We start from the raw sequence: 21,727 nt of genomic DNA, 5'->3' as shown, positions 1-21,727 counted from the left end.
CCATACGTACAATCAGTTATTAAAGCTAATACTCTATTCTCACCCTTTTTTTTTATTTTATACGTGCTATCAAAAAAATCCGGCTGCTTATTATTACAGCCGGATTTCGGTTATTGCTGTACATCAACAGGGATTTGTGCATCCCGTATTTCTTTGTCCAGCTCTTCTAAATATTGTTCGGTATGAGAAGAGGACCACCCGAACAAATCTGCCATTACTGCGATAACTCGTTTTTTGTACTGCTTCACTTCATCCATCCGGAAAAATAATGCTCCGGTTCGGCGAATAAAGAAATCGACCGGCCGCCAAATCATTTCATGATTGACTGCATATAGCAATTGGGCATATAGCACTTTAGGGAGATCATTCACTGGAGCTTGTTGTGCAAAGGTAAATACATGATCTACATTTGTTCCATACATATGAGCCAAGTATTCTCCTTCTTGCTCAGATAACCCAAAGGAAACAGCTTCTTTTCCCTTCTTCTTAATAAATGATTCCAGTCGAGCAGCTCCACCAACATCACCTCCAGATATCGGCAAATGGCGCGTTTGACAGCTTTTAAATTGTCTACCCGTTTCAGCGCTCAGTCTTTCAGAAACAAGGTTTACAACGATTTCAGCCATTTTCCGGTATCCTGTCAGTTTACCGCCAGCAATCGTAATTAATCCGCTCTCTCCTTCCCAAATTTCATCCTTCCTTGATATTTCTGAAGGGTCCTTTCCTTCCTCGTAAATAAGCGGCCGCACACCTGCCCAGCTCGATTCAACATCTGCGGGTCCTACGTTCACATCAGGGAACATATAACGAATAGCTTTTAATAAATAGTCTCGGTCTTCTTCTAGCATCTTCGGATTGGCTATGTCCTGATCTTCTCCATAGAACGTATCGGTTGTGCCGACATATGCTTTGCCATCTCGCGGAATGGCAAAGATCATTCGGCCATCGGGCGAGTCAAAATATACAGCTTGCTTAAGCGGAAAAATAGATTGATCAATAACGATATGAATGCCCTTTGTCAATCGCAAGTGTTTATTATTAACCGAATAGTCCTTCTTTCGGACATTATCTACCCAAGGGCCTGCTGCATTGACGACTTTCTTTGCTTTCACCTCAATGGTTTTCCCTGTTAAAACGTCTTTAGCCTCAATCCCGATTACCTTTTGCTCTTCATAGACGAACTTCTCTGCTTTCATATAATTAACAGCAATTGCCCCTTTTTCAACTGCTCTTTTCATCACTTCTATCGTTAGCCGAGCATCGTCGGTCCGGTACTCTACATAGTAGCCGCCGCCAACTAACCCTTCTTTTTTTACGAGCGGCTCTTTTTGAAGAGTTTCTTCAGCAGTGAGCATCGTTCTTCGTTCTGATTTTTTCACGTCAGCAAGAAAGTCATAGACACGCAAGCCAATCCCTGTTGTAAACTTGCCAAAAGTCCCTCCTCGATGCATGGGGAGCAGCATCCACTCTGGTGTTGTAACGTGCGGGCCGTTTTCATAAACTACTGCACGCTCTTTTCCTACCTCAGACACCATTTTAATTTCAAACTGTTTTAAGTAGCGCAAGCCGCCATGAACAAGTTTTGTTGAGCGGCTGGATGTACCGGCAGCAAAGTCTTGCATTTCCACAAGAGCTACCTTCATTCCACGTGTTGACGCATCGAGGGCAATACCTGCTCCTGTAATTCCGCCTCCAATGACAAGAAGATCAAATTCCTCTGCTTGTAAACGGTCAAGCCATTGCTCTCGCTCTACATTTGAAAACTTCATAATTTCGCCTCCAGTTGTTAAATACCTCATCTTTATGGGAAGAAAACGAAAAAGAGACCCATCAAAGCATAACGATGGATCATCGCTATGAAGACAGGTCTCTCTGTTTCTCCAGACAATTTATTAACTTACTTTTATTATATAGGACTATTCAGCAGATTTCAAACTTTAAACACTAAAGCGGCCTCGATTGCTTTTTTCCAACCGGCATACAAACGTATTTGTTCCTCTTTATCCATTTTCGGCTGGAACAATTTTTCTACTTGCCACTTAGAGGCAATCTCTTTACGGTCTTGCCAGAACCCCACCGCCAGCCCAGCAAGATAGGCTGCCCCGAGCGCCGTTGTTTCATTAATAATCGGTCGTTCCACAGGCACTTGCAGCATATCGCTCTGGAACTGCATAAGAAAATTATTTTTAACAGCCCCGCCATCGACACGCAAGGTTTTCAATGAAATACCAGAATCAGCTTCCATTGCATCCAACACATCTTTCGTTTGATAAGCAAGCGATTCAAGTGTAGCACGGACAAAATGCTCTTTGGAAGTGCCTCTCGTTAAGCCGAAGACTGAGCCGCGTACGTCACTATCCCAATAAGGAGTTCCCAGTCCGACAAAAGCCGGGACCACATACACGCCTTCAGAAGAGGCCACTCTAGTTGCATATTCCTCTGTCTCCACGGCGTCCTTTACCATACGCAAGCCGTCACGTAGCCACTGAATCGCCGATCCTGCTACGAAGATGCTTCCTTCAAGAGCATATTCAACTTTCCCATCTATTCCCCAGGCAATGGTCGTTAATAAACCGTGACGAGAAGAAACCGCTTTTTCGCCTGTATTCATTAACATAAAACAACCGGTGCCATATGTGTTTTTCGCCATTCCTTCATCGTAGCACGCCTGCCCAAATAAAGCAGCCTGCTGATCACCAGCTGCCCCGGCAATCGGTACTTCTTTTCCAAAAAAATGGTGAGGCACTGTATGGCTGTAAATTTCAGACGAAGGCCGAACCTCAGGAAGCATGGCTTTCGGAATATCCAAGATCTTTAACAGCTCATCATCCCATTCTAAATCATGAATGTTATAGATTAAGGTTCTTGAAGCATTCGAATAATCAGTCACGTGGGCTTTCCCGCCCGATAGCTTCCAAATGAGCCACGTATCAATTGTTCCAAACAGGAGTTCTCCTCTGTCTGCCCGCTCCCGTGCGCCTGCTACATGATCAAGAATCCATTTTATTTTCGTACCCGAAAAGTAGGCATCAATTAGCAGCCCCGTTTTTTCTCGGAATAACGAATCATATCCTTGCTCCTTTAGTTCATTGCAAATATCGGCCGTTTGCCGTGACTGCCAGACGATCGCATTGTAAATCGGCTTCCCTGTTTCTTTTTCCCAAACTACTGTTGTTTCCCGTTGGTTCGTAATTCCAATACCAGCAATTTGCTCAGGACTAATATTGTTTTCAGATAACACGGTTGCAATGCAAGCAAGAATCGTTCCCCATATTTCGTTAGCATTGTGCTCCACCCAGCCAGGATGCGGAAAATGCTGAGTAAATTCTTTTTGGGCAACGTAAGCCACTTCTCCTTTTCTATTAAACAAGATCGCTCTTGAACTGGTAGTGCCCTGGTCAAGTGATAAAATAAATTGTTCCATCGTTTCTCCTCCCTTTAACGAGCATCTATATTGATTGAAGCTGTATGATTTCTCTTTCCCCAAATAAGTATAACGAGTAAAGCAAAAAAAGTAATAGCTAATACTATCCACAATGCCGGCCCTTTCTCTCCTATAAAGAAAGCTCGGTAAAACAATCCACCAATTGAACCGCCAAGCAGCGGGCCCACTACAGGTATCCAGGCGTATTTCCAATTAGAAGAACCTTTCCCTGCAATCGGTAATAAAAAATGAGCAATGCGCGGGCCAAGATCCCGAGCTGGATTAATGGCATAACCAGTTGTTCCACCTAAGGATAAGCCGATGGCCACAATCAATAATCCTACAATAAACGGATTCAGCCCTTCCGTAAATTGATTCGCTCCAATCGATAATATTCCAACCGTCAAAATAAAAGTCCCGATAATTTCGCTTAATAAGTTAGAAAACGCATGCTCAATCGCTGGCCCAGTAGCAAAAACCCCTAACTTTGCTGCCGGATCCTCCGTTGCTTTCCAATGGGGTAGAAAATGCAAGTAAACCACCGCTGCACCGATTATAGAGCCAATTATTTGTGCAATAATATAAGGCATGACATCTCCCCACGCAAAATCTCCAGCAAATGCCAGAGCCAGCGTGACAGCCGGATTTAAATGGGCCCCACTAAATCGCCCAACCGCGTACACAGCCATCGCAACAGCCAGACCCCAGCCCCAGGCGATCACAATCCAGCCCGAACCAAAAGCAAAAGATTTCTTTAAATTTACATTTGCACAAACTCCTGCTCCGAATACAATCAACAGAGCTGTGCCGAAAAGCTCTCCCCAAAACGGTGACATTTCCCCACTCCCTTTTTTCTATGAATTTACCGATGTTAAAGAGTGTTGTACTCGTTAACAGGAACGTTAAATAAAAAAGAGAACAAAAAAATTCACAACAAACAACCGCCTGAAATAGCGTGTGTTGTGAATCTCTTTGTTCTCCCTCACAAATTATTAACTTATTTTTAAGATAACATGTTTTGAAAGCGCCATCAACTAATTTACAACAACCTAACTTTTAATAATATAATTTCCACAGCTCTCGATCAGAGGTTGTGATGGCGCATGCCCCCGCCTGCAGGGCCTCTTCTACTTCCTCTCTCGTTTCAATCAATCCGCCGGCGAAGATTGGCTTTTTTGTTTTTTCATGCAGCTCTTTAATAATCTTCGGTACGACGCCCGGCAGCACCTCGATATAATCAGGGTCTGTCCGTTCAATTAATTTCACACTGCGCTCGAGGGCGCTTGAATCGATAATGAATGCCCGCTGTGTCGCCAGCATTCCTTTTTGCTTCGCTCTGACAATGGCACTGCCTTTTGTTGAAATAATTCCATATGGCTTGGCATATTGTGCTACAAACTCGGCCGCATATTCATCACTTGTTAGTCCGTGAATTAGATCGAGATGCAGGAACATTTTCTTTCCGTGCTGCTTTGCATAGTCAAAAACACTCTTTACCATGCCTATATGAAGATCTAAAAACACACCATACTCAAATGGAGTGTCCAGCATTTTATCAAAATCCTTCATTGTCCGGACAGCCGGCAAAATTTTTTGTCCGTGAAAATTCATCCGCTACACTCCTTTTCATTTAAACTTTCTTCATCTGCTTATCAGTCAAGGGGGAGTATGTTGTCTTTCTTTAAAGGTTTCCCTCCATACCAAAAAAAGATCATGGTAACGAGTGCAAAAATAGCGCTAATGACCGTGAAAAAGCTGATGCTCTCAAACAACTGTAAAGCCATCCCTCCCAAGTATGGACCGGTTAAACTACCGATGCTGAAGGCCATGCCGCACAGAAGATTGCCTGTCGGCAGGAATTGTCTAGGCATTAGATCGGTCATAAAGCTGATTCCAAGGCTGAAAGTGGAACCAACAAGCATGCCAGCAAGAAAAATACTCACTAACAGTAAATAATATAAGTGGTCGATCAATGCGGCGCTAAAAAACAAAACCGTACCCGCTAACAATACAACCGCTAACACTCTTTTCCGTCCATACTTATCGCTCAATACACCTAGCGGGAACTGGAAAACAATTCCTCCGATAGCAAATGACATCAAAATGACAGAAATTTCTTGAACAGACAATCCGGTTCGAACCCCATAAATTGGATAAATGCCATTAAAAGAAGCTTCTAAGAATCCATAAGCAAATGTCGGCAAAAAGGCAATCCATCCATAGCGAGACGCTTCTCTGAAGCGCTTCAGAGTTTCCCACGTCGAATTGGTTTCCACCTGCTGTTCTGGAAAGTCATTTTTCAGGAAGAATAAAAAGACCCAACAAATAAGACAAAGCACCCCCGAAACAATAAACGGCAAAGATTCGCTATAATGGATAAGACCGGTCATGAGCGGACCAGTGGCAAAACCCAAGCCAAAAAATAATCCATAGAGCGAAATATTTCGCCCGCGCCGCTCCGGTGACGAAAAAGAGGTGATCCATGTCTGGGTGCCAAAATGAAGCGCATGATCACCGATTCCAATCAGCAGCCGCAAAATAAACCAAAACCAAAAGGACTTCCATAAAGGAAAAGAAAAAAGAGCGACAATAACGAGCAGCCCGCCTCCGATGATGACCGGCTTATAACCGAACTGCCGCAGCGGTCTTTCCATAAACGGTGAAACAAGCAAAATTCCAATATATAAACCAGCTGCATTTAATCCATTTAACGAAGCCGACATCCCTTCCCTCTCAAACAAAACAGCGATCAGCGGCAGCAGCATTCCCTGACTAAATCCGGAAATCGCTATAATACTAACAAGTATACGTAATCGAAAACTCTCTCTTGTGTTCACCATAACAACTCTTATTCACCTCTTGTAGATTCCGAAGAACCGTCTCCATCCCATCAACAGATTAAAAGTACTTCTCCCTTTTCTATATTAGGCTATTTCGTTTAGAACGTATAGAGAGATAAATACGAGAAGTTCTACATTTTAAATGTATGTGGAAAATCTGGTTTTTTCATCTTGCACTTCACGTAACGTAATGTTTTAGAATGGACTTATTAAGTGGATGGAGGAAAGCAAAATGGCGAAAACATTTACTATTGGCCAATTTAAAAAGATGAGCGGCCTGACAGCGAGAACCTTGCAATATTATGATGAAATTGGCCTTCTAGCAGCTAAACGGACATCAAGCGGACATCGTTATTACCAAGAAAGTGACTTGTGGATACTTCAAAAAATTGTTTCTCTTAAATTTTTAGGGTTTTCACTGGAAGAGATTGCTGACTTTATTCGTAAAGACACATGGAATGAAAAAGACTCTCTTATCTTTCAGCGCGACCTTATGGAAAAAAAGCGCGAACAGTTAAATGACGCTATCCGGCTACTAAGCCTTGCCATTGATCAAATAGAAAGAGGCGGCACGTTGCATACCGATATCTTTGTTTCAATGATTAATAATGTTCAGATGGAGGATGATCATAAAAGCTGGATGAAATCCGTTGTACCATCGCCATACATTGATGAATTATTCGATCGAATAAAGAATAACCAAGAAGAGATCGAGAAAAGAGCGATGGACTTGTTTTCGCGCATAAAGGAACTGGCCTTTTCAGATCCAAAAAGCAGCGCTGTTGAACAATTAGTGACGGAATTAATAGAGCTGGCAGCAGAAGTAGCCGGCGGTGATTTCCATACGCTGGAAACTTATTTTGCTACCGATCTGGAAGAAGATCCATGGCTGTTTCCTTACCCATTTAGTCCTGAAGAAGAGAAGTGGCTCGAACAAGCGATGACTTATTATAAAGAAAAGGAGGAATAGAAAATGGAAAAAACTGAACAAACAAATTTCCAACAATGGAAGCCCTTTGTACACTTATTTACAAAAGCCCGCCTGTCAAAGTGGATCATTGCCGGGGCCATCCTGTTAAGTATAGCCGAAACACTCGCCGGGCTTGTCGTTCCTTTATTTACGAAAGATCTCGTTGACCAACTTGCCCACAATCAACTGCAAACATCCGTTATTCTCTTCCTTGCTGGCAGCTTTCTCGTTCAGACTGTTTCAGGTGGTTTCTCCTACTACTTGATGAGCTATATTGGGGAAGCAGTCGTTTCTTCTGTGCGGAGAAGAGTATGGAACCAAGTCCTTGAATTGCCCGTTTCTTACTTTGACGAGCATGAATCTGGAGAAACGATGAGCCGGATTACTCAGGATACAAACACGGTTAAAACTTTGATCGTCCAGCACCTCGTCTCATTTGTCACTGGGATCATCTCCATCCTTGGCGCCATTGTTATTTTGCTTTTCATTGATTGGAAAATGACCGTCATTATGCTTCTCGCTGCCCCAGTTTCTATTTTGATCATTATGCCGCTCGGCAGAAAAATGTATCGCATTTCCAAGGATACTCAAACCGAAATGGCCGGTTTTTCTGCTGATCTCGGCAGGGTGCTCACAGATATCCGACTCGTTAAGGCGTACAGCGCTGAAAAGGCGGAAAGAGAAAAAGGTTTCTACCGTATTCAGGAGCTTTTTCGTTATGGATTGAAAGAAGCGCGGGTCCAGGCTGTCATTTCTCCTTTTATGACAGTGATCATGATGCTCGTCCTTGTCGTATTAATCGGTTACGGCGGTGTCCGTGTTGCCTCTGGAGCCCTTACAGCCGGTTCACTCGTTGCTATTATTATTTACATGTTCCAGATTGTCATCCCCTTTAGCCAAATGGCTTCATTCTTTACAGCTTTTCAAAAAGCCATGGGAGCGACAGAAAGAATTCAATCCATTCTAACACTGAAAAAAGAATCAGAAGCAGCCGGCTTGCCTGTCGTTCAGCCAGCACAGCATCTATCACTTAAAGACCTGACTTTTGGTTACGAGGAAAATCATGCTGTGCTCAAAAATATGAATCTTCATATTCCGACCGGAAAAACAACGGCCTTTGTCGGCCCGAGCGGCAGCGGCAAAACCACTCTCTTTGCTTTGCTTGAGCGCTTTTATCAACCTGTGCAAGGAGAAATTTTCTTGGGAGAGCATCCCATCAGCGAATTTGACCTTCGTTCGTGGCGCACATCCATCGGTTATGTTTCCCAAGAAAGTCCCATTATGTCGGGTTCCATTCGCGATAATATTTGTTACGGCATGGGGGGCCCGATTAAAGAGGACGAGATAAAAAGAGCCGCAAAGCTAGCTAATGCCGCTGAGTTTATTGAGGGGTTTCCCGATCAATATAACACAGAAGTCGGCGAACGAGGAATCAAACTATCAGGTGGCCAGCGGCAGCGGATAGCGATTGCCCGGGCCTTTATGCGTAACCCGCAAATTTTGCTTCTTGACGAGGCGACTTCTAACTTGGACAGTGACTCAGAACGGCTTGTCCAAAAAGCGCTCGACCAATTAATGACTGGCCGGACGACCCTTGTCATAGCGCATCGCTTATCCACCATCGTAAACGCCGACCAAATCGTCGTCATCGAACGAGGGAAAATTACAGGCATTGGCACGCATGACACACTGTCTCAAACTCATTCACTCTATCAAAAATTGGCAAGCCAACAGTTTTCTTCTTGAGCCATTAAAAAAAGGTCAGCCTTTCGGGAGGCTGACCTTTTTTCGATCACATAATGCGTTTAAACATTTTCTCTATTTCGTAGGTGGAATAGTGAATGATGATTGGCCGGCCGTGCGGACAAGTGAATGGATCGCTGCTATGTCGCAGATCATCAAGCAGCTGCTGGATCTCATCGTTCCGTAAATGATGATTCGCTTTGATGGAGGCTTTGCAGCTCATCATAATCGCAGCTTCCTCCCGTAACTTTTTAATATCAACCTTTTTCATGGACAGCATTTGCTCAATGATGCCCTCGATCATTTGCTGTTCTTCTCCTTTAGGAAACCATTGCGGATGGGAGTGGACGATAAAAGCTCTCTCACCGAATGGTTCCAAAAACACGCCGACACTTTCCAATTCGTGCAGATGTTCAGTAATTTTAATACAGTCATCGGCTGAATAATCCAGCGTGATGGGCACAAGCATATCTTGCAATTCTTTTTCTACTTGTCCCACTTTCTCCCGGAAAAATTCATATTTCAATCTTTCCTGGGCGGCATGCTGATCAATCATGTACAAACCTCTTTCATTTTGGGCAAAAATATATGTGCCGTGCATTTGCCCAATTGGATAAAGAGGCGGCAATCTGCTTTCTGTTGTCTCATGTATCTCGTGTGTTTCATACTCAATTTCTTCTGAGAAGGTCTCTGCTACGAGATCTGTCGGTGTGGAAGGTATAAATTCGGTCTGTTGAATGATCTCTTCTGTTTCTTTCGACTCCACCGGATGGTCATCGTCCGCTTGATCAGCATTTACTTCGTAAAGCTCTTTCGTATACAACTCTTTCATTTTATCCGTCGGCAGTAACGATTCGCGCTGGGACAATGTGGTAGGGCGAAACTTTTTTTCAAAGCTAGTTTCTGTTTTCACTTGCTTCCGGCTGTCATCAAACGAAAATTCCTCTTGCCGGGAAAGCGGTTTTGCTTGCTTCACTGCTGGTGCTGCCGAAGGAATCAACATTTCTTTTTGGAAAGCTTCACGGATAGCAGTTGTAATAACTTCCTGTAACTCTAGTTCTTTGCTAAAACGCACTTCTAGCTTGGCAGGGTGAACATTGACATCGACTAGTATCGGGTCCATGACAATATTCACTAAAGCAATGGGATACCGCCCAATTGGAAGCAGTGTATGGTAACCTTCCTGAATCGCTTTTGCCAGGCTGTAATTTTTAATGAATCTCCCGTTCACCATGACAGAAAGATAGTTTCTGGAAGCGCGAGTAATTTCCGGCAACGAAATCCAGCCGTCTACTTGGAAATCCAAGGAGGAAGCTGCCACAGGAATCATCTTTTTGGCCGTATTTAACCCGTAAATCGCCGCAAGTACTTGGCGGACATCTCCATTTCCTGTTGTCTGCAGCAACTCTCTCCCATTGTGGCGCAGTCTTATGGCTACCTCCGGATGGGCCAAAGCGAGCCGATTGACTACATCTGTGATGTTACCAAGCTCGGTGTGAATCGTTTTCATATATTTCAAACGTGCCGGGGTGTTAAAAAACAACCCAGACACTTTTATATCCGTTCCTTTGCGGCTGGCTGCCGGACCGTGCTTCTGAACAATCCCTCCCGAAAGAATGATCTCTGTTCCCGGACCTTCCCCCGTTCCGGTCGTCATCGAAAGCTCGGATACAGAAGCAATGCTCGGCAGCGCTTCGCCTCGAAAGCCTAGCGTCCGAATGCGAAATAAATCATTTTCATCTTTGATTTTACTTGTCGCATGACGGGAAAAAGCTTTCAATACATCATCCGGCTCTATTCCTGCTCCATTGTCAAGAATACGGATGCTTTCCAGCCCTGCTTCTTCCACGTCAACCTCAATAACTGAACTTCCAGCATCGACTGAATTCTCGACGAGCTCCTTCACAACAGAAGCAGGGCGTTCTACTACTTCACCGGCAGCAATTTTATTCGAAAGTGTATCATCCAGCTGAATAATTTTTCCCATTTGCTTCACCTGCTTTTCTTTGTCTGACTACCTCTTTATTTTCTTTTGAAGCGCATAGAGGGCATTCATTGCATCAAGAGGAGTCATTTCCAGTAAATCGTAGGACTTTAACTCTTCAATAATCTTTTTCTCTTTATCTGTCTGCGGCGTAGGAGGAGGAGCAACAGGTTCGCTGAAGAAAGAGAGCTGGCCGGCTGCTTCTGCTGTTTCCTTCGGCTGCTTTCGTAAATCAGGCTGTTCTTTCTGTTCTAATTCCGTCAGGATCTCATTTGCTCGCTCAATGAGCTCACGAGGAAGCTCAGCCAGCTGCGCCACATGAATGCCGTAGCTTTTATCGGCCGCTCCTTCTTTTATTTTGTGAAGAAAAACCACACGGCCATTTTGTTCAATTGCACTGACATGTACATTTTTCAACTGAGGAAGGGATTCCTCTAAAACAGTTAATTCATGATAATGGGTAGAAAACAGCGTCTTGGCTTGAATATGCTCATGAATATGCTCAATGATCGCTTGAGCAAGCGCCATTCCATCATAGGTTGATGTGCCGCGGCCAATTTCATCAAAGAGAATCAAAGATTGGTTCGTTGCATGGGTAATAGCATTTTTAGCCTCCAGCATTTCCACCATAAACGTACTTTGGCCCGAGATCAAATCATCCGCTGCCCCGATTCTTGTAAACACCTGATCGAAAACAGGCAACTTAGCTTCCTGTGCAGGAACGAAACAGCCAATTTGAGCCATAATGGCTGTTAAAGCGATCTGTCTCATATACGTGCTTTTCCCTGACATATTCGGACCGGTGACAAGAAGCATTTCCCTCTCGCCGTTCATGAAACAGTCATTCGGAACGTATTCCTGGGAATCCATGACTTTTTCCACGACAGGATGGCGCCCCTCTTTAATGAAAAGCTCTCGGCTTTCCGTTAATTCCGGTCTTATATATTTTCGCTTCTCACTGACTTCAGCGAAGCATTGCAGCACGTCTAATTCGCTCACAAGTCTAGAAAGTTCCTGAAGCTCAGGAATAAATGATTTCACCTGCTCACGGATTTCAAGAAACAGCTCATACTCCAGGTCAATAATCTTTTCTGTAGCTTGCAAAATCAGCGTTTCCTTTTCCTTTAATTCCGGCGTGATAAAACGCTCACAGTTTGCTAATGTTTGTTTGCGTTCATAGCGGCTGTCCTGAAGCAAATGAAGGTTCGCTTTTGTAATTTCAATGTAATAGCCAAAGATACGATTATAGCCAATCTTTAATGACTTGATGCCTGTTCTTTCTCTCTCTTCCTGCTGCAAGTTGGCAATCCAATCTTTTCCGTTGCGGCTTGCATCTCTATACTCATCAAGCTCCGCATGAAAGCCGTCTCTGATCATGCCGCCTTCTTTAACAGATAACGGCGGATTATCAACAAAAGCTTGTTCGAGAAGGTCGGTCAACTCTTCACACGGATTCATATTTTTCGAGAGTGCTTGAATTTCATCGTTTTGAATTTTAAGCAGCAAATCCTTCAGCAGTGGAATCTGCTGCAAGGATTTCTTTAACTGAATCAAATCGCGGCTGTTGACATTTCCGAAAGCGACCCGTCCAGCAAGGCGCTCCAGATCATACACTTCCTTTAACATCTCCCGGATTTCCTGGCGCTCAAAAAACGATTGTATCAATTTCTCCACCATTGACAAACGTTCATTAATTTGTCGTCGGTTGATCAGCGGACGGTCAATCCAACGCTTCAGCATCCGGCCGCCCATCGCCGTCATCGTTTCATCCAAAAGCCAAAGCAATGAGCCTTTTTGTTTTTCGAACGAATCGTTTCCGTTAGCTCAAGATTGCGTTTGGAATAAAAATCGATCTTCATAAATTGATGGACTTCATAGACTTCAACTGGCTGTAAGTGAGTGAGACTCCGCTTTTGCGTGCGGTGCAGATAATGAAACAGCAGATGGGCGGCCTGCTGCATTCCGGAAACAGTAATCTGTTCGGTTAAAGACACGAATTCATCCCTTGCAGCTGTTTGCTCTTCATAAGAAAGCGTAACACCAAGCCGCTCCTTTAACGCCTTTCTTACATTCTCATCCAAATCCTGCTTCGTCACTACCTCCTTTGCCCGTAAAGTAGATAGTTCATTCAGTACTTCATCGAGTGTCGTTAAAGCTGTCGTTCGACTTTCACCAGTAGATAAATCACAAAAGGCCAGGCTGTATGTATCCTCATTTTCACAGAAGAGAGCCGCGATATAATTGTTTTCTTTATCGTGAAGCCCCTTGCCTTCCATGACAGTGCCAGGGGTGATAAGCTGTACGACTTCGCGTTTAACGACACCTTTTGCTTGCTTTGGATCTTCAGTCTGTTCGCAAATAGCGACCTTATGGCCAAGTTCGATTAACTGTTCTATATAAGCAGCCGCCGAATGGTAGGGCACCCCGCACATCGGTATACGTGCAGACGATCCGCCATCTCTGCTCGTTAACGTAATTTCAAGCAACTGGCTGGCTTTCGTTGCATCTTCAAAAAACATTTCATAGAAATCTCCTAAACGAAAAAACAAAAAGGCATCCTCATATTGTGCCTTTATCGCTAAATATTGCCGGATCATCGGCGTATATTGTTCCATATATTGTCCAATCCCTTTCAAGAAAACCTGTCTATTTTCAACTTTACATTATATCATATTTCCCCTCCCTCTGCCGTACGCAGCCCACAAAAATGAGCAGGCTGTATTCAGAGCCTGCTCATTACGTTAATCTTCTTTTTTATTCTCTATAAAAGCTGTATCTAATTCTTCATAGTCTTCGTCATCAATGTCGCTGTCCCAATCTTCATCCTCACATCCATAAGGGTGGACCGCTACGCAAATTTTTGTTTCCCCGACCACTTCAACCAAGAATTCGCGCTCAGCCTGAACAATGATTTTATTATCCTTTGGCGAACATACCGCTTCACAGCAATTTGGCTGTTGCAGCACCCGAGCCATCACTTCATTATCATCAAAACAATTTTCATCGCGATATTTCAACTTAATAACATCTTTATAACTTACTTTTTCCGTTACGACTGAAGTTTTCGTATTGTCATGATGCGAATACCATACGTTAATATCGTATGTTCCATGAACCTCTACCTTTTTCCCCATCTTTTTTGCTTTATACTCATGGTTAATAATCCAGCAACCTAAAATGCTCGATGGGTGATGTGGCGGACAAATGGTGTGATGCGTCTGAGTAAATTTTCGGCCTTTAGCAACAACCGACTTTGTAATAATCTCTCTATATTCTGCCATCCGAGCGTCCCTCCTCGCTTGTTCTCTATCTATCATATGCACCAAGAGCGAGACATGTGCCTAGAACATATAAAAAGTTAGAAAAGCAAAGATAACTCCTCTAAAACCCTACTGCCGAGAAAGTGGATTTTCATATTCTCTAGTCATAAAAAAGACACCAGCATAGAGAGCTGATGTCTTTCGTTTGCCTACTTATTAGCTGCAGCTTCCTGGCGTGCTGTTTCTAACTTGGGCTCCTGTTTCACCGCGAAGCAAATCGCCGCCAGTTGATTCAATAATCTGGTCTGTTACTGTGTTGGAGATAGCGGATGTAACGATTTGCAAAATATCATTTACTTCTACCTGTGATTCTTTAAACTGCTGGACAACAGGAATCTCATCTAATTCCTGTTCAATTTTCAACATTTTTTCTTCGACCATTTTTAACGCTTCTGTCTTGCCGTAATGCTGAAAATTCACCGCTTGTTTCTGCAAGCTTTTTAAACTGGCAATTTTTTCACGCACTTTTTGGTTTTCATGAATTTTTGCTTCTGCCTCTTTAAAGAATGCAACCTCGTCGGTTTCTGCAATCATTTTAGCCAGCTCTGTTGCTTGTGCGAGAATATCATCTTTTGTATACTTTGCCATTTTACTCCACCTCAGCCAATTGATGTTCTTCAATCATTTCTCCGTTTAAGGACCAAGTTTTTGCATCAGTTATTTTTACATTTACAATTTTGCCGATTGCCGTTTTCGGCCCCTTGAAATTAACTAATTTATTTTTGTTCGTGTATCCGGCCAAAATGTCCGGATTGTTCTTGCTTTCCCCTTCAACGAGCACAGGAACAACTTGTCCTTCATATTTCTTTAATGCTTCAGCTGACAATTCGTTTACTACCGCATTTAGGCGCTGCAGCCGCTCTTTCTTCACTTCCATCGGAACGTTGTCTTTCATCTTAGCAGCAGGCGTGCCTTCACGTGGAGAATAAATAAACGTATAAGCGGACTCAAAGCCCACCTCACGGTACAGAGAAATGGTTTCTTCAAATTGCTCCTCTGTTTCATTCGGATAGCCGACGATGATATCAGTTGTTAACGCAACATCCGGGATGGCTGCTTTGATTTTGCGAACAAGCTCAAGGAATTGTTCGCGCGTATATTTGCGTGCCATAATTTTTAATACATCTGTAGATCCTGACTGAACTGGCAAATGAATATGATCCATTAAATTGCCCTTTTTCGCTAACACTTCAATCAGATGATCGTCGAAGTCACGCGGATGACTCGTTGTGAAGCGAACGCGCGGAATATCGATTTTTCTCATTTCGTCCATTAAATCACCGAGACCGTATTCTATGTCTTCGAAATCTTTTCCATAGGCATTAACATTTTGGCCAAGAAGTGTAATTTCCTGATAGCCTTGAGCAGCTAAATGACGCACCTCTTGAATAATGTCCTCTGGGCGTCGGCTCCGTTCCTTTCCGCGTGTATAAGGAACGATACAATACGTACAGAATTTATCACAGCCGTACATAATATTTACCCATGCTTTAATATTTCCCCGACGTACTTTTGGAAGGTTTTCTACTACGTCCCCTTCTTTTGACCATACCTCAACAACCATTTCCTTCGACATGTAGGCATCATTTAAAATATGTGGAAGGCGGTGAATGTTATGTGTGCCAAAAATCATATCAACATGATTATAGGTTTTTAAAATTTTATTTACGACAGACTCTTCTTGTGACATACACCCGCACACACCTAACAATAGATCAGGTCGCTGCTGTTTTAAATGCTTCAAGTGACCAAGCTCACCAAACACTTTATTTTCTGCATTTTCACGAATCGCACACGTGTTGAGCAAGATAACGTTCGCATCCTCTACTGTATCCGTTGCTTCATAGCCAAGAGCCATGAAGATGCCCGCCATTACTTCTGTGTCATGTTCGTTCATCTGGCAGCCATACGTGCGTATATAAAACTTCTTCCCGTCTCCCATGCCGCGAAGCTGTTCGTCGATCTTAAAATCTTTATGGTAGGCTACTTCTTCTTTCCCCCGCTTTTTTGCTTCCTTTAAAGAAGGCGGTAAAAAGACGGTTTCAAAATATTTACTGTAATCCTTTTCGGATTTTTTGTCCGTTGGATTTTTCTCTTTTACTTGCTGTCCCTGAAGACGTTGCTCTTCATTCATCAGAAAAACTCCTTTCTTTTCTAGCAAAAACGACAATAAACCATATTTAAAGTGAGAAATATCTTTTGTTAAGTGGTACACATTATTTTAGTATATAGCTTTCCATTTGATTAAACAATAGATGAATACTAACAATTTCACTAGATAGAATAAAGCATTATTTTTTCTTATTAATCCTATTTTGAAATAAAAAAACCGCCAATGGCGGTTTTTTTATCATATAAATTCCTTCACAAGGTTATTAAACATTTCATCGCCTAGCTGCAGGTCTTGGCTGGCCAGCGGTTCTTCTGCATAGCCATGCACAAGCTCTTGATAAGAAGCTCTTTCTTTATCCTGATAAATGATCCCTGTTACGAGGCCGTTGTGTTGCATCAGCGTATTCATCGCCATCTCCCGATTGGAAGAATCATAGTCTTCAATCGCAGAAAGCTTCGTTAAGTTTTCTTTAAACCAATCATAGGTGTTAATTTTATTATAGGTCACACATGGGCTGAACACGTTAATAATAGAAAAGCCCTTATGGTTGATGCCCGCTTCAATGATGGCCGTTAAGTCCTTCAGGTCCGTAGAGAAGCTTTGAGCGACAAATGTAGCGCCACTTGTCAGCGCCAGCTCCATGGGAGAGACCGTTCCTTCAATCGCTCCTTTCGGAGTGGACTTTGTTACAAATCCCTGAGCAGAGCGAGGAGAGGTTTGCCCCTTTGTTAACCCGTAAATTTGATTATCCATCACAATATAAGTCATATCAATATTGCGGCGCATCGCATGAATCGTATGCCCCATGCCGATGGCGAATCCATCGCCGTCTCCGCCAGAAGCAATCACCGTTAAGTCTTTGTTGGCCATCTTCACTCCTTGAGCAATCGGCAGTGATCGCCCATGAATCCCATGAAGGCCGTATGATTTAATGTAGCCTGAAATACGTCCCGAACAGCCGATGCCGGAAATAACCGCAAGCTGATCCGGCGTCAAGCCGATATTGGCCGCCGCCCGCTGAATCGCCGCCTGGACAGAAAAGTCACCGCAGCCTGGACACCAGTTTGGTTTTACATCATTTCGAAAATCTTTAAACGTTGCCATTTGTAACCGCTCCTTGTAATGGGAAAAGTTCTTTGCTGCCATGGTAAATATGATGCGGCTGGAATGGATTGCCGTCATATTTTAGCAGGCTTTTCACTTTCTGAATGTGGCCTACATTCATTTTAATGATATTCGCCAATTGGCCAGTCGCATTATTTTCTACGACAAGCACGTTTTTCGCTGACTCGATCAGCGGCAAGATTTCTTCTGACGGGAACGGATGAATGAGTCTAATTTGAGCATGGTTGACTTTTACCCCCTCCTGCTCTAACCGTTCCATCGCTTCTTCAATCGCCCCGCGAGTGGAATTAAATCCGATCAACAATAAATCAGCTTCTTCATGCTGAGCGTTTTTATAGACCGGTGTATCAAAGCGGATCTGCTCCAGCTTTCTCATCCGCTTGTCCATTTGAGCCTGGCGATTAGCCGCTCCTTCGGACGGCCTTCCGGTCTCATCATGCTCCACCCCTGTTACGTGGTGAATGCCATGCTTCATGCCAGGGATCACTCGAGGGGAAACTCCATCCTCTGTCACTTCATAGCGTTTAAAGTAAGCTTTTCCATCCAGCTCCGGCAGCTCTTCTTGAACAAGTTTGCCTCGGCGGATTTCTACTCGGCTGTAGTCCAGCGGTTCGACGGTTTGTTTGCCAAGAGATAGCTGCAAGTCAGATAGAAGAATCACCGGACATTGATATTCTTCTGCGAGATTAAAGGCTTCCACCGTATCATAAAAGGCTTCTTCTGCCGTGCTTGGCGCCATCACGATTTTCGGGATTTCGCCATGGGTTCCGTAAATCATCGCCAGTAAGTCGGACTGTTCTTGCTTTGTTGGCAAGCCGGTAGATGGACCCCCCCGCTGAGTATCAACGACAACGAGCGGCGTTTCTGTCATCCCCGCCAGGCCAATCGCTTCCATCATTAAAGAGAGACCCGGTCCCGCAGAAGCGGTAAAGGAACGAATGCCGCCATAATTGGCACCGATCGCCATCGTGGCTGCCGCAATTTCATCTTCTGTTTGAATGACCGTTCCGCCGACCTTCGGCAGCTTGTCGATCAAGTATTCCATAATTTCAGAAGCTGGCGTAATCGGGTAAGCCGCCATCAAACGGACACCGCCCGCCAGGGCACCGAGTGCGATCGCATCATTGCCGATCATGAACATCCGCTGATGTCCATCTGCCGCTTCAAGCTGCATGGCTCCTACTTTGCTGCCAAGCTGGTCACACATATATTGATAGCCTTGTTGAATCGCTTCCATGTTCTTCTGGACAACGGCTTCTCCCTTGCGGCCAAAAATTTCTTCTACTACATTGGTAAACACGTGTACATCTAAATTAATAACAGCGCATGTGGCCCCTACAGCTACCATGTTCTTCATCAACGACGTACCCAGTTCAGCCGCGATTTCTGTGAAAGGAACGACATACAATTCTGCCTTTGCCTGATCTGGCTTCACTGGATTGAACTTAGCATCTGCGATGATGATTCCCTGATCGTGAAGCTCCCCATAGTTGACATCAATGGTTTCCTGGTCAAATGCCACTAAAATATCTAAATCATCCGCGACCGCACGGACAGGAGTCGTGCTCACACGAATTTTATTATTGGTATGGCCGCCTTTAATTCGGGATGAAAAATGGCGGTACCCGTAGAGAAAGTATCCGAGACGGTTCAAAGCGGTAGAAAAGATTTCCCCGGTACTTTCAATCCCTTCCCCCTGTTGTCCTCCGACTTTCCAGGAAAGCTGATTTATCATAAAATATACAACTCCTTCAGTACATTCGGATCTTCAAAACTATTACTTTTTTAGTTTATCACTTTTACAGTTGAATCACTATAGCTAAACGCGACCCTCATCCCGGAAATCGACTTGAAAAATTCGTCCAAAGAAACTTTTCTACTTGGCTGGCGGAATAGTACTTTTGAAGAATCTCTGTCCATTGCTCGTAGGCCTCATATGAATCCCAACCTTGAATCATTTCGTCAATGCCATCAAAATCCGAGCCGAAACCAAGATGGTTTTCACCCCCCAGTTCACAAATATGCTCTACGTGCTTCAGCAAGTCTTGAGCATATACCTTTCCATGTTCCTTAATAAAAAACGGTACAAAGGAGAGGCCGACCACGCTATCCTTTTCAATTAATGCTTGAATTTGATCATCTTTCAAATTGCGCGGATGCGGACAAAGGCTGTAGCAATTTGAATGACTAGCAATTGGATGATCAGCCTGTTCCATTACATCCCAAAAGGCCTTCTCCGACAAATGAGATACATCTGTCCAAGCCTTCCATTCATTCAGCATACGGACAACGCGACTTCCAAATTCAGTTATACCCGCTCCCCTTTTAGTCATAGCACCGTCTGCCAAAGCATTAGTGTGATTCCACGTTAAACCGACGGACCTTACACCGAGCCGGTATAGGGTCGATAGCTTTAATGGGTCTTCTTCAATTGCCTCACCGCCTTCGAGCGTAAGTACGGCGCCAATTTCTCCGTTTTTCAGCTCTTCCAATTCCCGCCTAGTTGTAATCACTTTCATATCTGGATAGGGATCAATCACCTTCTTGTAAAATAAATCAATTTGCTCTAATGCCGAGCGGAACCGATCGTTTGGCCTCACTGAAGTTGGAAGAAAGATCGCAAAGCATTGAACCTTGGCTTTCGCTCGTTTAAGTCTGCTGTGTGTCACATGCAAGGAAGGATCATTAAAATTTTTCTTTGGATCTTTTTGTAATTGATATAAGACGTCACAGTGTGCATCAAACACCATTTTTCTCATCCCTTTCAGAAATGTTTCTGATTCATAAAGGCGAAACAACAAAGCGTAAAAAAAGAAAAACCCGCCTTAAGAAAGCAGAGCAGAAGACTAATCCTTCTTCTCCTGTACTATCAAAAGGCCGGTTTTTATCCATATTTATGATGTTATCGAGGTTCGACAATCAATTTGATTGCAGTTCGTTCTTCTCCTTCAATCATAATGTCTGTAAAAGCTGGGATGCAAATTAAATCTACCCCGCTTGGAGCAACAAATCCTCGTGCAATCGCTACTGCCTTGACCGCTTGATTAAGCGCACCAGCCCCAATTGCCTGAATTTCAGCCGCCCCTCTTTCCCGAAGAACACCGGCAAGTGCACCAGCTACAGAATTAGGATTAGATTTTGCCGAAACTTTTAATATCTCCATTTCTTGTCCTCCTTTTGTTAAACGATACCGAATGCTCATTTAAGTGAACATAGTTGCTCGCTATCCTTCCATTTCTACTATATTCGAGGACAGGCTCCTGTATTACAGACTTCAACTAAGAAACCCTAGGAACTTCACATAGTAGCCTTTTCAGCTAGAGAAAAAGCAGCGCGCTTTAGCAGGCTTATCTCGCTCGGATCACTCGTTAAACAAAAGGGGACACCAGGCTACTCAGCAATAAATGGTGTATCCTCATTAATGAGAATACGGTCAATAGCTTTGGCTTTTCCTGTTTTTTTATCAACTTCAATCAAACAAGCGCTTAATTGTGTTCTTCCACTTTTCGGCACTTCAAATCGCACCGGCAGCCCTGTGACAAATTTCTTTAAAACTGCTTCCTTCTCCATACCAAGAATCGCATCATATGGTCCTGTCATTCCAACATCTGATAAGTACGCTGTGCCTTTTGGCAAAATGCGATTATCCGCTGTTTGCACATGAGTATGTGTTCCTATCACAGCAGACACATTTCCATCTAAAAACCAGCCAATTGCCTGTTTTTCACTTGTCGCTTCCGCATGAAAATCAACAAAAATAATCGGCGTCCGTTCACGTGCTTTGGCGACGAGTGCTTTGGCTTTTTCAAAGGGACAATCAAGAGCGGGCATAAATGTACGCCCTTGAAGATTAATCACTGCCGCTTCTACACCGGCACGCTTAATGAATAACAATCCAGTTCCTGGAGTGCCTTCTGGAAAATTAGCCGGCCGAACGAGTGCATTGGCCTCATCAATAAATTCGAAAACATCCCTATTATCCCAAGCATGGTTGCCAAGCGTAACCACGTCAGCCCCGTCTACTAAAAACTGGCGGTAAATTTTTTCGGTAATCCCCCGTCCTGAAGCAGCATTTTCTCCATTAACGATTGTCAGCTCTGGCCGATACTTATTTTTAAGTCTTGGTAAATACTGATTAATCATGTCGCGCCCTGGAGACCCGACAACATCGCCTACAAATAATATCCTCATATAAATTCCTTTCCTTA

General features: G+C 43.7%; 16 protein-coding genes and 1 pseudogene. 2 read left to right on the top strand and 15 right to left on the bottom strand.

All coding sequences use genetic code 11. The features are described from left to right. Window positions 1-110 precede the first annotated feature (110 nt). The 5 genes from CJ483_RS21245 to CJ483_RS21225 all read right to left on the bottom strand — a co-directional run bounded on the left by CJ483_RS21245 (window position 111) and on the right by CJ483_RS21225 (window position 6,264). A complete protein-coding gene (locus CJ483_RS21245) occupies window positions 111-1,769 on the bottom strand; it encodes a glycerol-3-phosphate dehydrogenase/oxidase (RefSeq protein WP_120037400.1) in 1,659 nt (552 codons plus the stop codon). A gap of 161 nt (window positions 1,770-1,930) precedes the next feature. Next, complete coding sequence (gene glpK, locus CJ483_RS21240; protein ID WP_120037398.1) at window positions 1,931-3,424, bottom strand: glycerol kinase GlpK; 1,494 nt, start codon at window positions 3,422-3,424, stop codon at window positions 1,931-1,933. Between the two features lie 14 nt (window positions 3,425-3,438). After that, window positions 3,439-4,260, bottom strand: coding sequence for an MIP/aquaporin family protein (locus CJ483_RS21235; RefSeq protein ID WP_120037396.1), 822 nt, complete (start codon window positions 4,258-4,260; stop codon window positions 3,439-3,441). Window positions 4,261-4,480: 220 nt separating this feature from the next. Next, on the bottom strand, window positions 4,481-5,035 hold the full coding sequence (locus tag CJ483_RS21230) for a glycerol-3-phosphate responsive antiterminator (RefSeq protein WP_120037394.1): 555 nt from the start codon (window positions 5,033-5,035) through the stop codon (window positions 4,481-4,483). Between the two features lie 41 nt (window positions 5,036-5,076). Further along, window positions 5,077-6,264 (bottom strand): MFS transporter, encoded by a 1,188-nt coding sequence (locus CJ483_RS21225; RefSeq protein WP_120037392.1) that lies wholly within the window; start codon window positions 6,262-6,264, stop codon window positions 5,077-5,079. Between the two features lie 232 nt (window positions 6,265-6,496). Here CJ483_RS21225 and CJ483_RS21220 point away from each other — a divergent pair, with 232 nt between their 5' ends. Both CJ483_RS21220 and CJ483_RS21215 read left to right on the top strand, forming a co-directional pair. Continuing rightward, on the top strand, window positions 6,497-7,234 hold the full coding sequence (locus CJ483_RS21220) for a MerR family transcriptional regulator (protein WP_182917122.1): 738 nt from the start codon (window positions 6,497-6,499) through the stop codon (window positions 7,232-7,234). 3 nt (window positions 7,235-7,237) lie between these two features. Further along, complete coding sequence (locus tag CJ483_RS21215; RefSeq protein ID WP_120037387.1) at window positions 7,238-8,980, top strand: ABC transporter ATP-binding protein; 1,743 nt, start codon at window positions 7,238-7,240, stop codon at window positions 8,978-8,980. Window positions 8,981-9,026: 46 nt separating this feature from the next. Here CJ483_RS21215 and mutL read toward each other — a convergent pair whose 3' ends face one another. From mutL to CJ483_RS21165, 10 genes and pseudogenes are all read right to left on the bottom strand, one after another. After that, a complete protein-coding gene (mutL, locus tag CJ483_RS21210) occupies window positions 9,027-10,964 on the bottom strand; it encodes a DNA mismatch repair endonuclease MutL (protein WP_120037385.1) in 1,938 nt (645 codons plus the stop codon). Window positions 10,965-10,991: 27 nt separating this feature from the next. Further along, a pseudogene (gene mutS / locus CJ483_RS21205) lies at window positions 10,992-13,576 on the bottom strand (DNA mismatch repair protein MutS). A gap of 126 nt (window positions 13,577-13,702) precedes the next feature. Then, a complete protein-coding gene (gene cotE / locus CJ483_RS21200) occupies window positions 13,703-14,242 on the bottom strand; it encodes an outer spore coat protein CotE (protein ID WP_120037383.1) in 540 nt (179 codons plus the stop codon). 195 nt (window positions 14,243-14,437) lie between these two features. Then, window positions 14,438-14,869, bottom strand: a complete 432-nt coding sequence (locus CJ483_RS21195) for a YlbF/YmcA family competence regulator (RefSeq protein WP_120037381.1) — start codon at window positions 14,867-14,869, stop codon at window positions 14,438-14,440. A gap of 1 nt (window position 14,870) precedes the next feature. After that, the gene (miaB, locus tag CJ483_RS21190; protein WP_120037379.1) at window positions 14,871-16,415 is read right to left on the bottom strand and encodes a tRNA (N6-isopentenyl adenosine(37)-C2)-methylthiotransferase MiaB; all 1,545 of its coding nucleotides are present in this window, start codon (window positions 16,413-16,415) and stop codon (window positions 14,871-14,873) included. 216 nt (window positions 16,416-16,631) lie between these two features. Beyond that, entirely contained in the window at window positions 16,632-17,498 is an 867-nt protein-coding gene (locus tag CJ483_RS21185) for a 2-oxoacid:ferredoxin oxidoreductase subunit beta (RefSeq protein ID WP_120032303.1), read from the bottom strand. Next, a complete protein-coding gene (locus CJ483_RS21180) occupies window positions 17,485-19,254 on the bottom strand; it encodes a 2-oxoacid:acceptor oxidoreductase subunit alpha (RefSeq protein ID WP_120037378.1) in 1,770 nt (589 codons plus the stop codon). Before CJ483_RS21180 ends, CJ483_RS21185 begins: the two co-directional genes overlap by 14 nt. Before the next feature lie 97 nt (window positions 19,255-19,351). After that, window positions 19,352-20,278 (bottom strand): dipeptidase, encoded by a 927-nt coding sequence (locus tag CJ483_RS21175; RefSeq protein WP_120038191.1) that lies wholly within the window; start codon window positions 20,276-20,278, stop codon window positions 19,352-19,354. 143 nt (window positions 20,279-20,421) lie between these two features. Further along, complete coding sequence (gene spoVS, locus CJ483_RS21170) at window positions 20,422-20,682, bottom strand: stage V sporulation protein SpoVS (protein WP_041100119.1); 261 nt, start codon at window positions 20,680-20,682, stop codon at window positions 20,422-20,424. A gap of 227 nt (window positions 20,683-20,909) precedes the next feature. Beyond that, complete coding sequence (locus CJ483_RS21165; RefSeq protein ID WP_120037376.1) at window positions 20,910-21,710, bottom strand: TIGR00282 family metallophosphoesterase; 801 nt, start codon at window positions 21,708-21,710, stop codon at window positions 20,910-20,912. Between the last annotated feature and the right edge of the window lie 17 nt (window positions 21,711-21,727).

The organism is Bacillus sp. PK3_68 (genome assembly GCF_003600835.1).
Taxonomy (GTDB): Bacteria; Bacillota; Bacilli; order Bacillales; family Domibacillaceae; genus Pseudobacillus.
Note: the sequence above shows the minus strand (reverse complement) of the source record. Positions and strands in the feature narration are given on the sequence as shown.

What these genes read in the sequence shown, in the direction of transcription:
- CJ483_RS21165 (WP_120037376.1), bottom strand. Translation starts at nt 21,710, where the DNA reads ATGAGGATATTATTTGTAGGCGATGTTGTCGGGTCTCCAGGGCGCGAC.
- CJ483_RS21185 (WP_120032303.1), bottom strand. Translation starts at nt 17,498, where the DNA reads ATGGCAACGTTTAAAGATTTTCGAAATGATGTAAAACCAAACTGGTGT.
- CJ483_RS21215 (WP_120037387.1), top strand. Translation starts at nt 7,238, where the DNA reads ATGGAAAAAACTGAACAAACAAATTTCCAACAATGGAAGCCCTTTGTA.
- CJ483_RS21220 (WP_182917122.1), top strand. Translation starts at nt 6,497, where the DNA reads ATGGCGAAAACATTTACTATTGGCCAATTTAAAAAGATGAGCGGCCTG.
- CJ483_RS21230 (WP_120037394.1), bottom strand. Translation starts at nt 5,035, where the DNA reads ATGAATTTTCACGGACAAAAAATTTTGCCGGCTGTCCGGACAATGAAG.
- CJ483_RS21235 (WP_120037396.1), bottom strand. Translation starts at nt 4,260, where the DNA reads ATGTCACCGTTTTGGGGAGAGCTTTTCGGCACAGCTCTGTTGATTGTA.
- mutL (WP_120037385.1), bottom strand. Translation starts at nt 10,964, where the DNA reads ATGGGAAAAATTATTCAGCTGGATGATACACTTTCGAATAAAATTGCT.
- cotE (WP_120037383.1), bottom strand. Translation starts at nt 14,242, where the DNA reads ATGGCAGAATATAGAGAGATTATTACAAAGTCGGTTGTTGCTAAAGGC.
- CJ483_RS21195 (WP_120037381.1), bottom strand. Translation starts at nt 14,869, where the DNA reads ATGGCAAAGTATACAAAAGATGATATTCTCGCACAAGCAACAGAGCTG.
- CJ483_RS21175 (WP_120038191.1), bottom strand. Translation starts at nt 20,278, where the DNA reads ATGAGAAAAATGGTGTTTGATGCACACTGTGACGTCTTATATCAATTA.
- CJ483_RS21180 (WP_120037378.1), bottom strand. Translation starts at nt 19,254, where the DNA reads ATGATAAATCAGCTTTCCTGGAAAGTCGGAGGACAACAGGGGGAAGGG.
- CJ483_RS21245 (WP_120037400.1), bottom strand. Translation starts at nt 1,769, where the DNA reads ATGAAGTTTTCAAATGTAGAGCGAGAGCAATGGCTTGACCGTTTACAA.
- CJ483_RS21225 (WP_120037392.1), bottom strand. Translation starts at nt 6,264, where the DNA reads ATGGTGAACACAAGAGAGAGTTTTCGATTACGTATACTTGTTAGTATT.
- spoVS (WP_041100119.1), bottom strand. Translation starts at nt 20,682, where the DNA reads ATGGAGATATTAAAAGTTTCGGCAAAATCTAATCCTAATTCTGTAGCT.
- glpK (WP_120037398.1), bottom strand. Translation starts at nt 3,424, where the DNA reads ATGGAACAATTTATTTTATCACTTGACCAGGGCACTACCAGTTCAAGA.
- miaB (WP_120037379.1), bottom strand. Translation starts at nt 16,415, where the DNA reads ATGAATGAAGAGCAACGTCTTCAGGGACAGCAAGTAAAAGAGAAAAAT.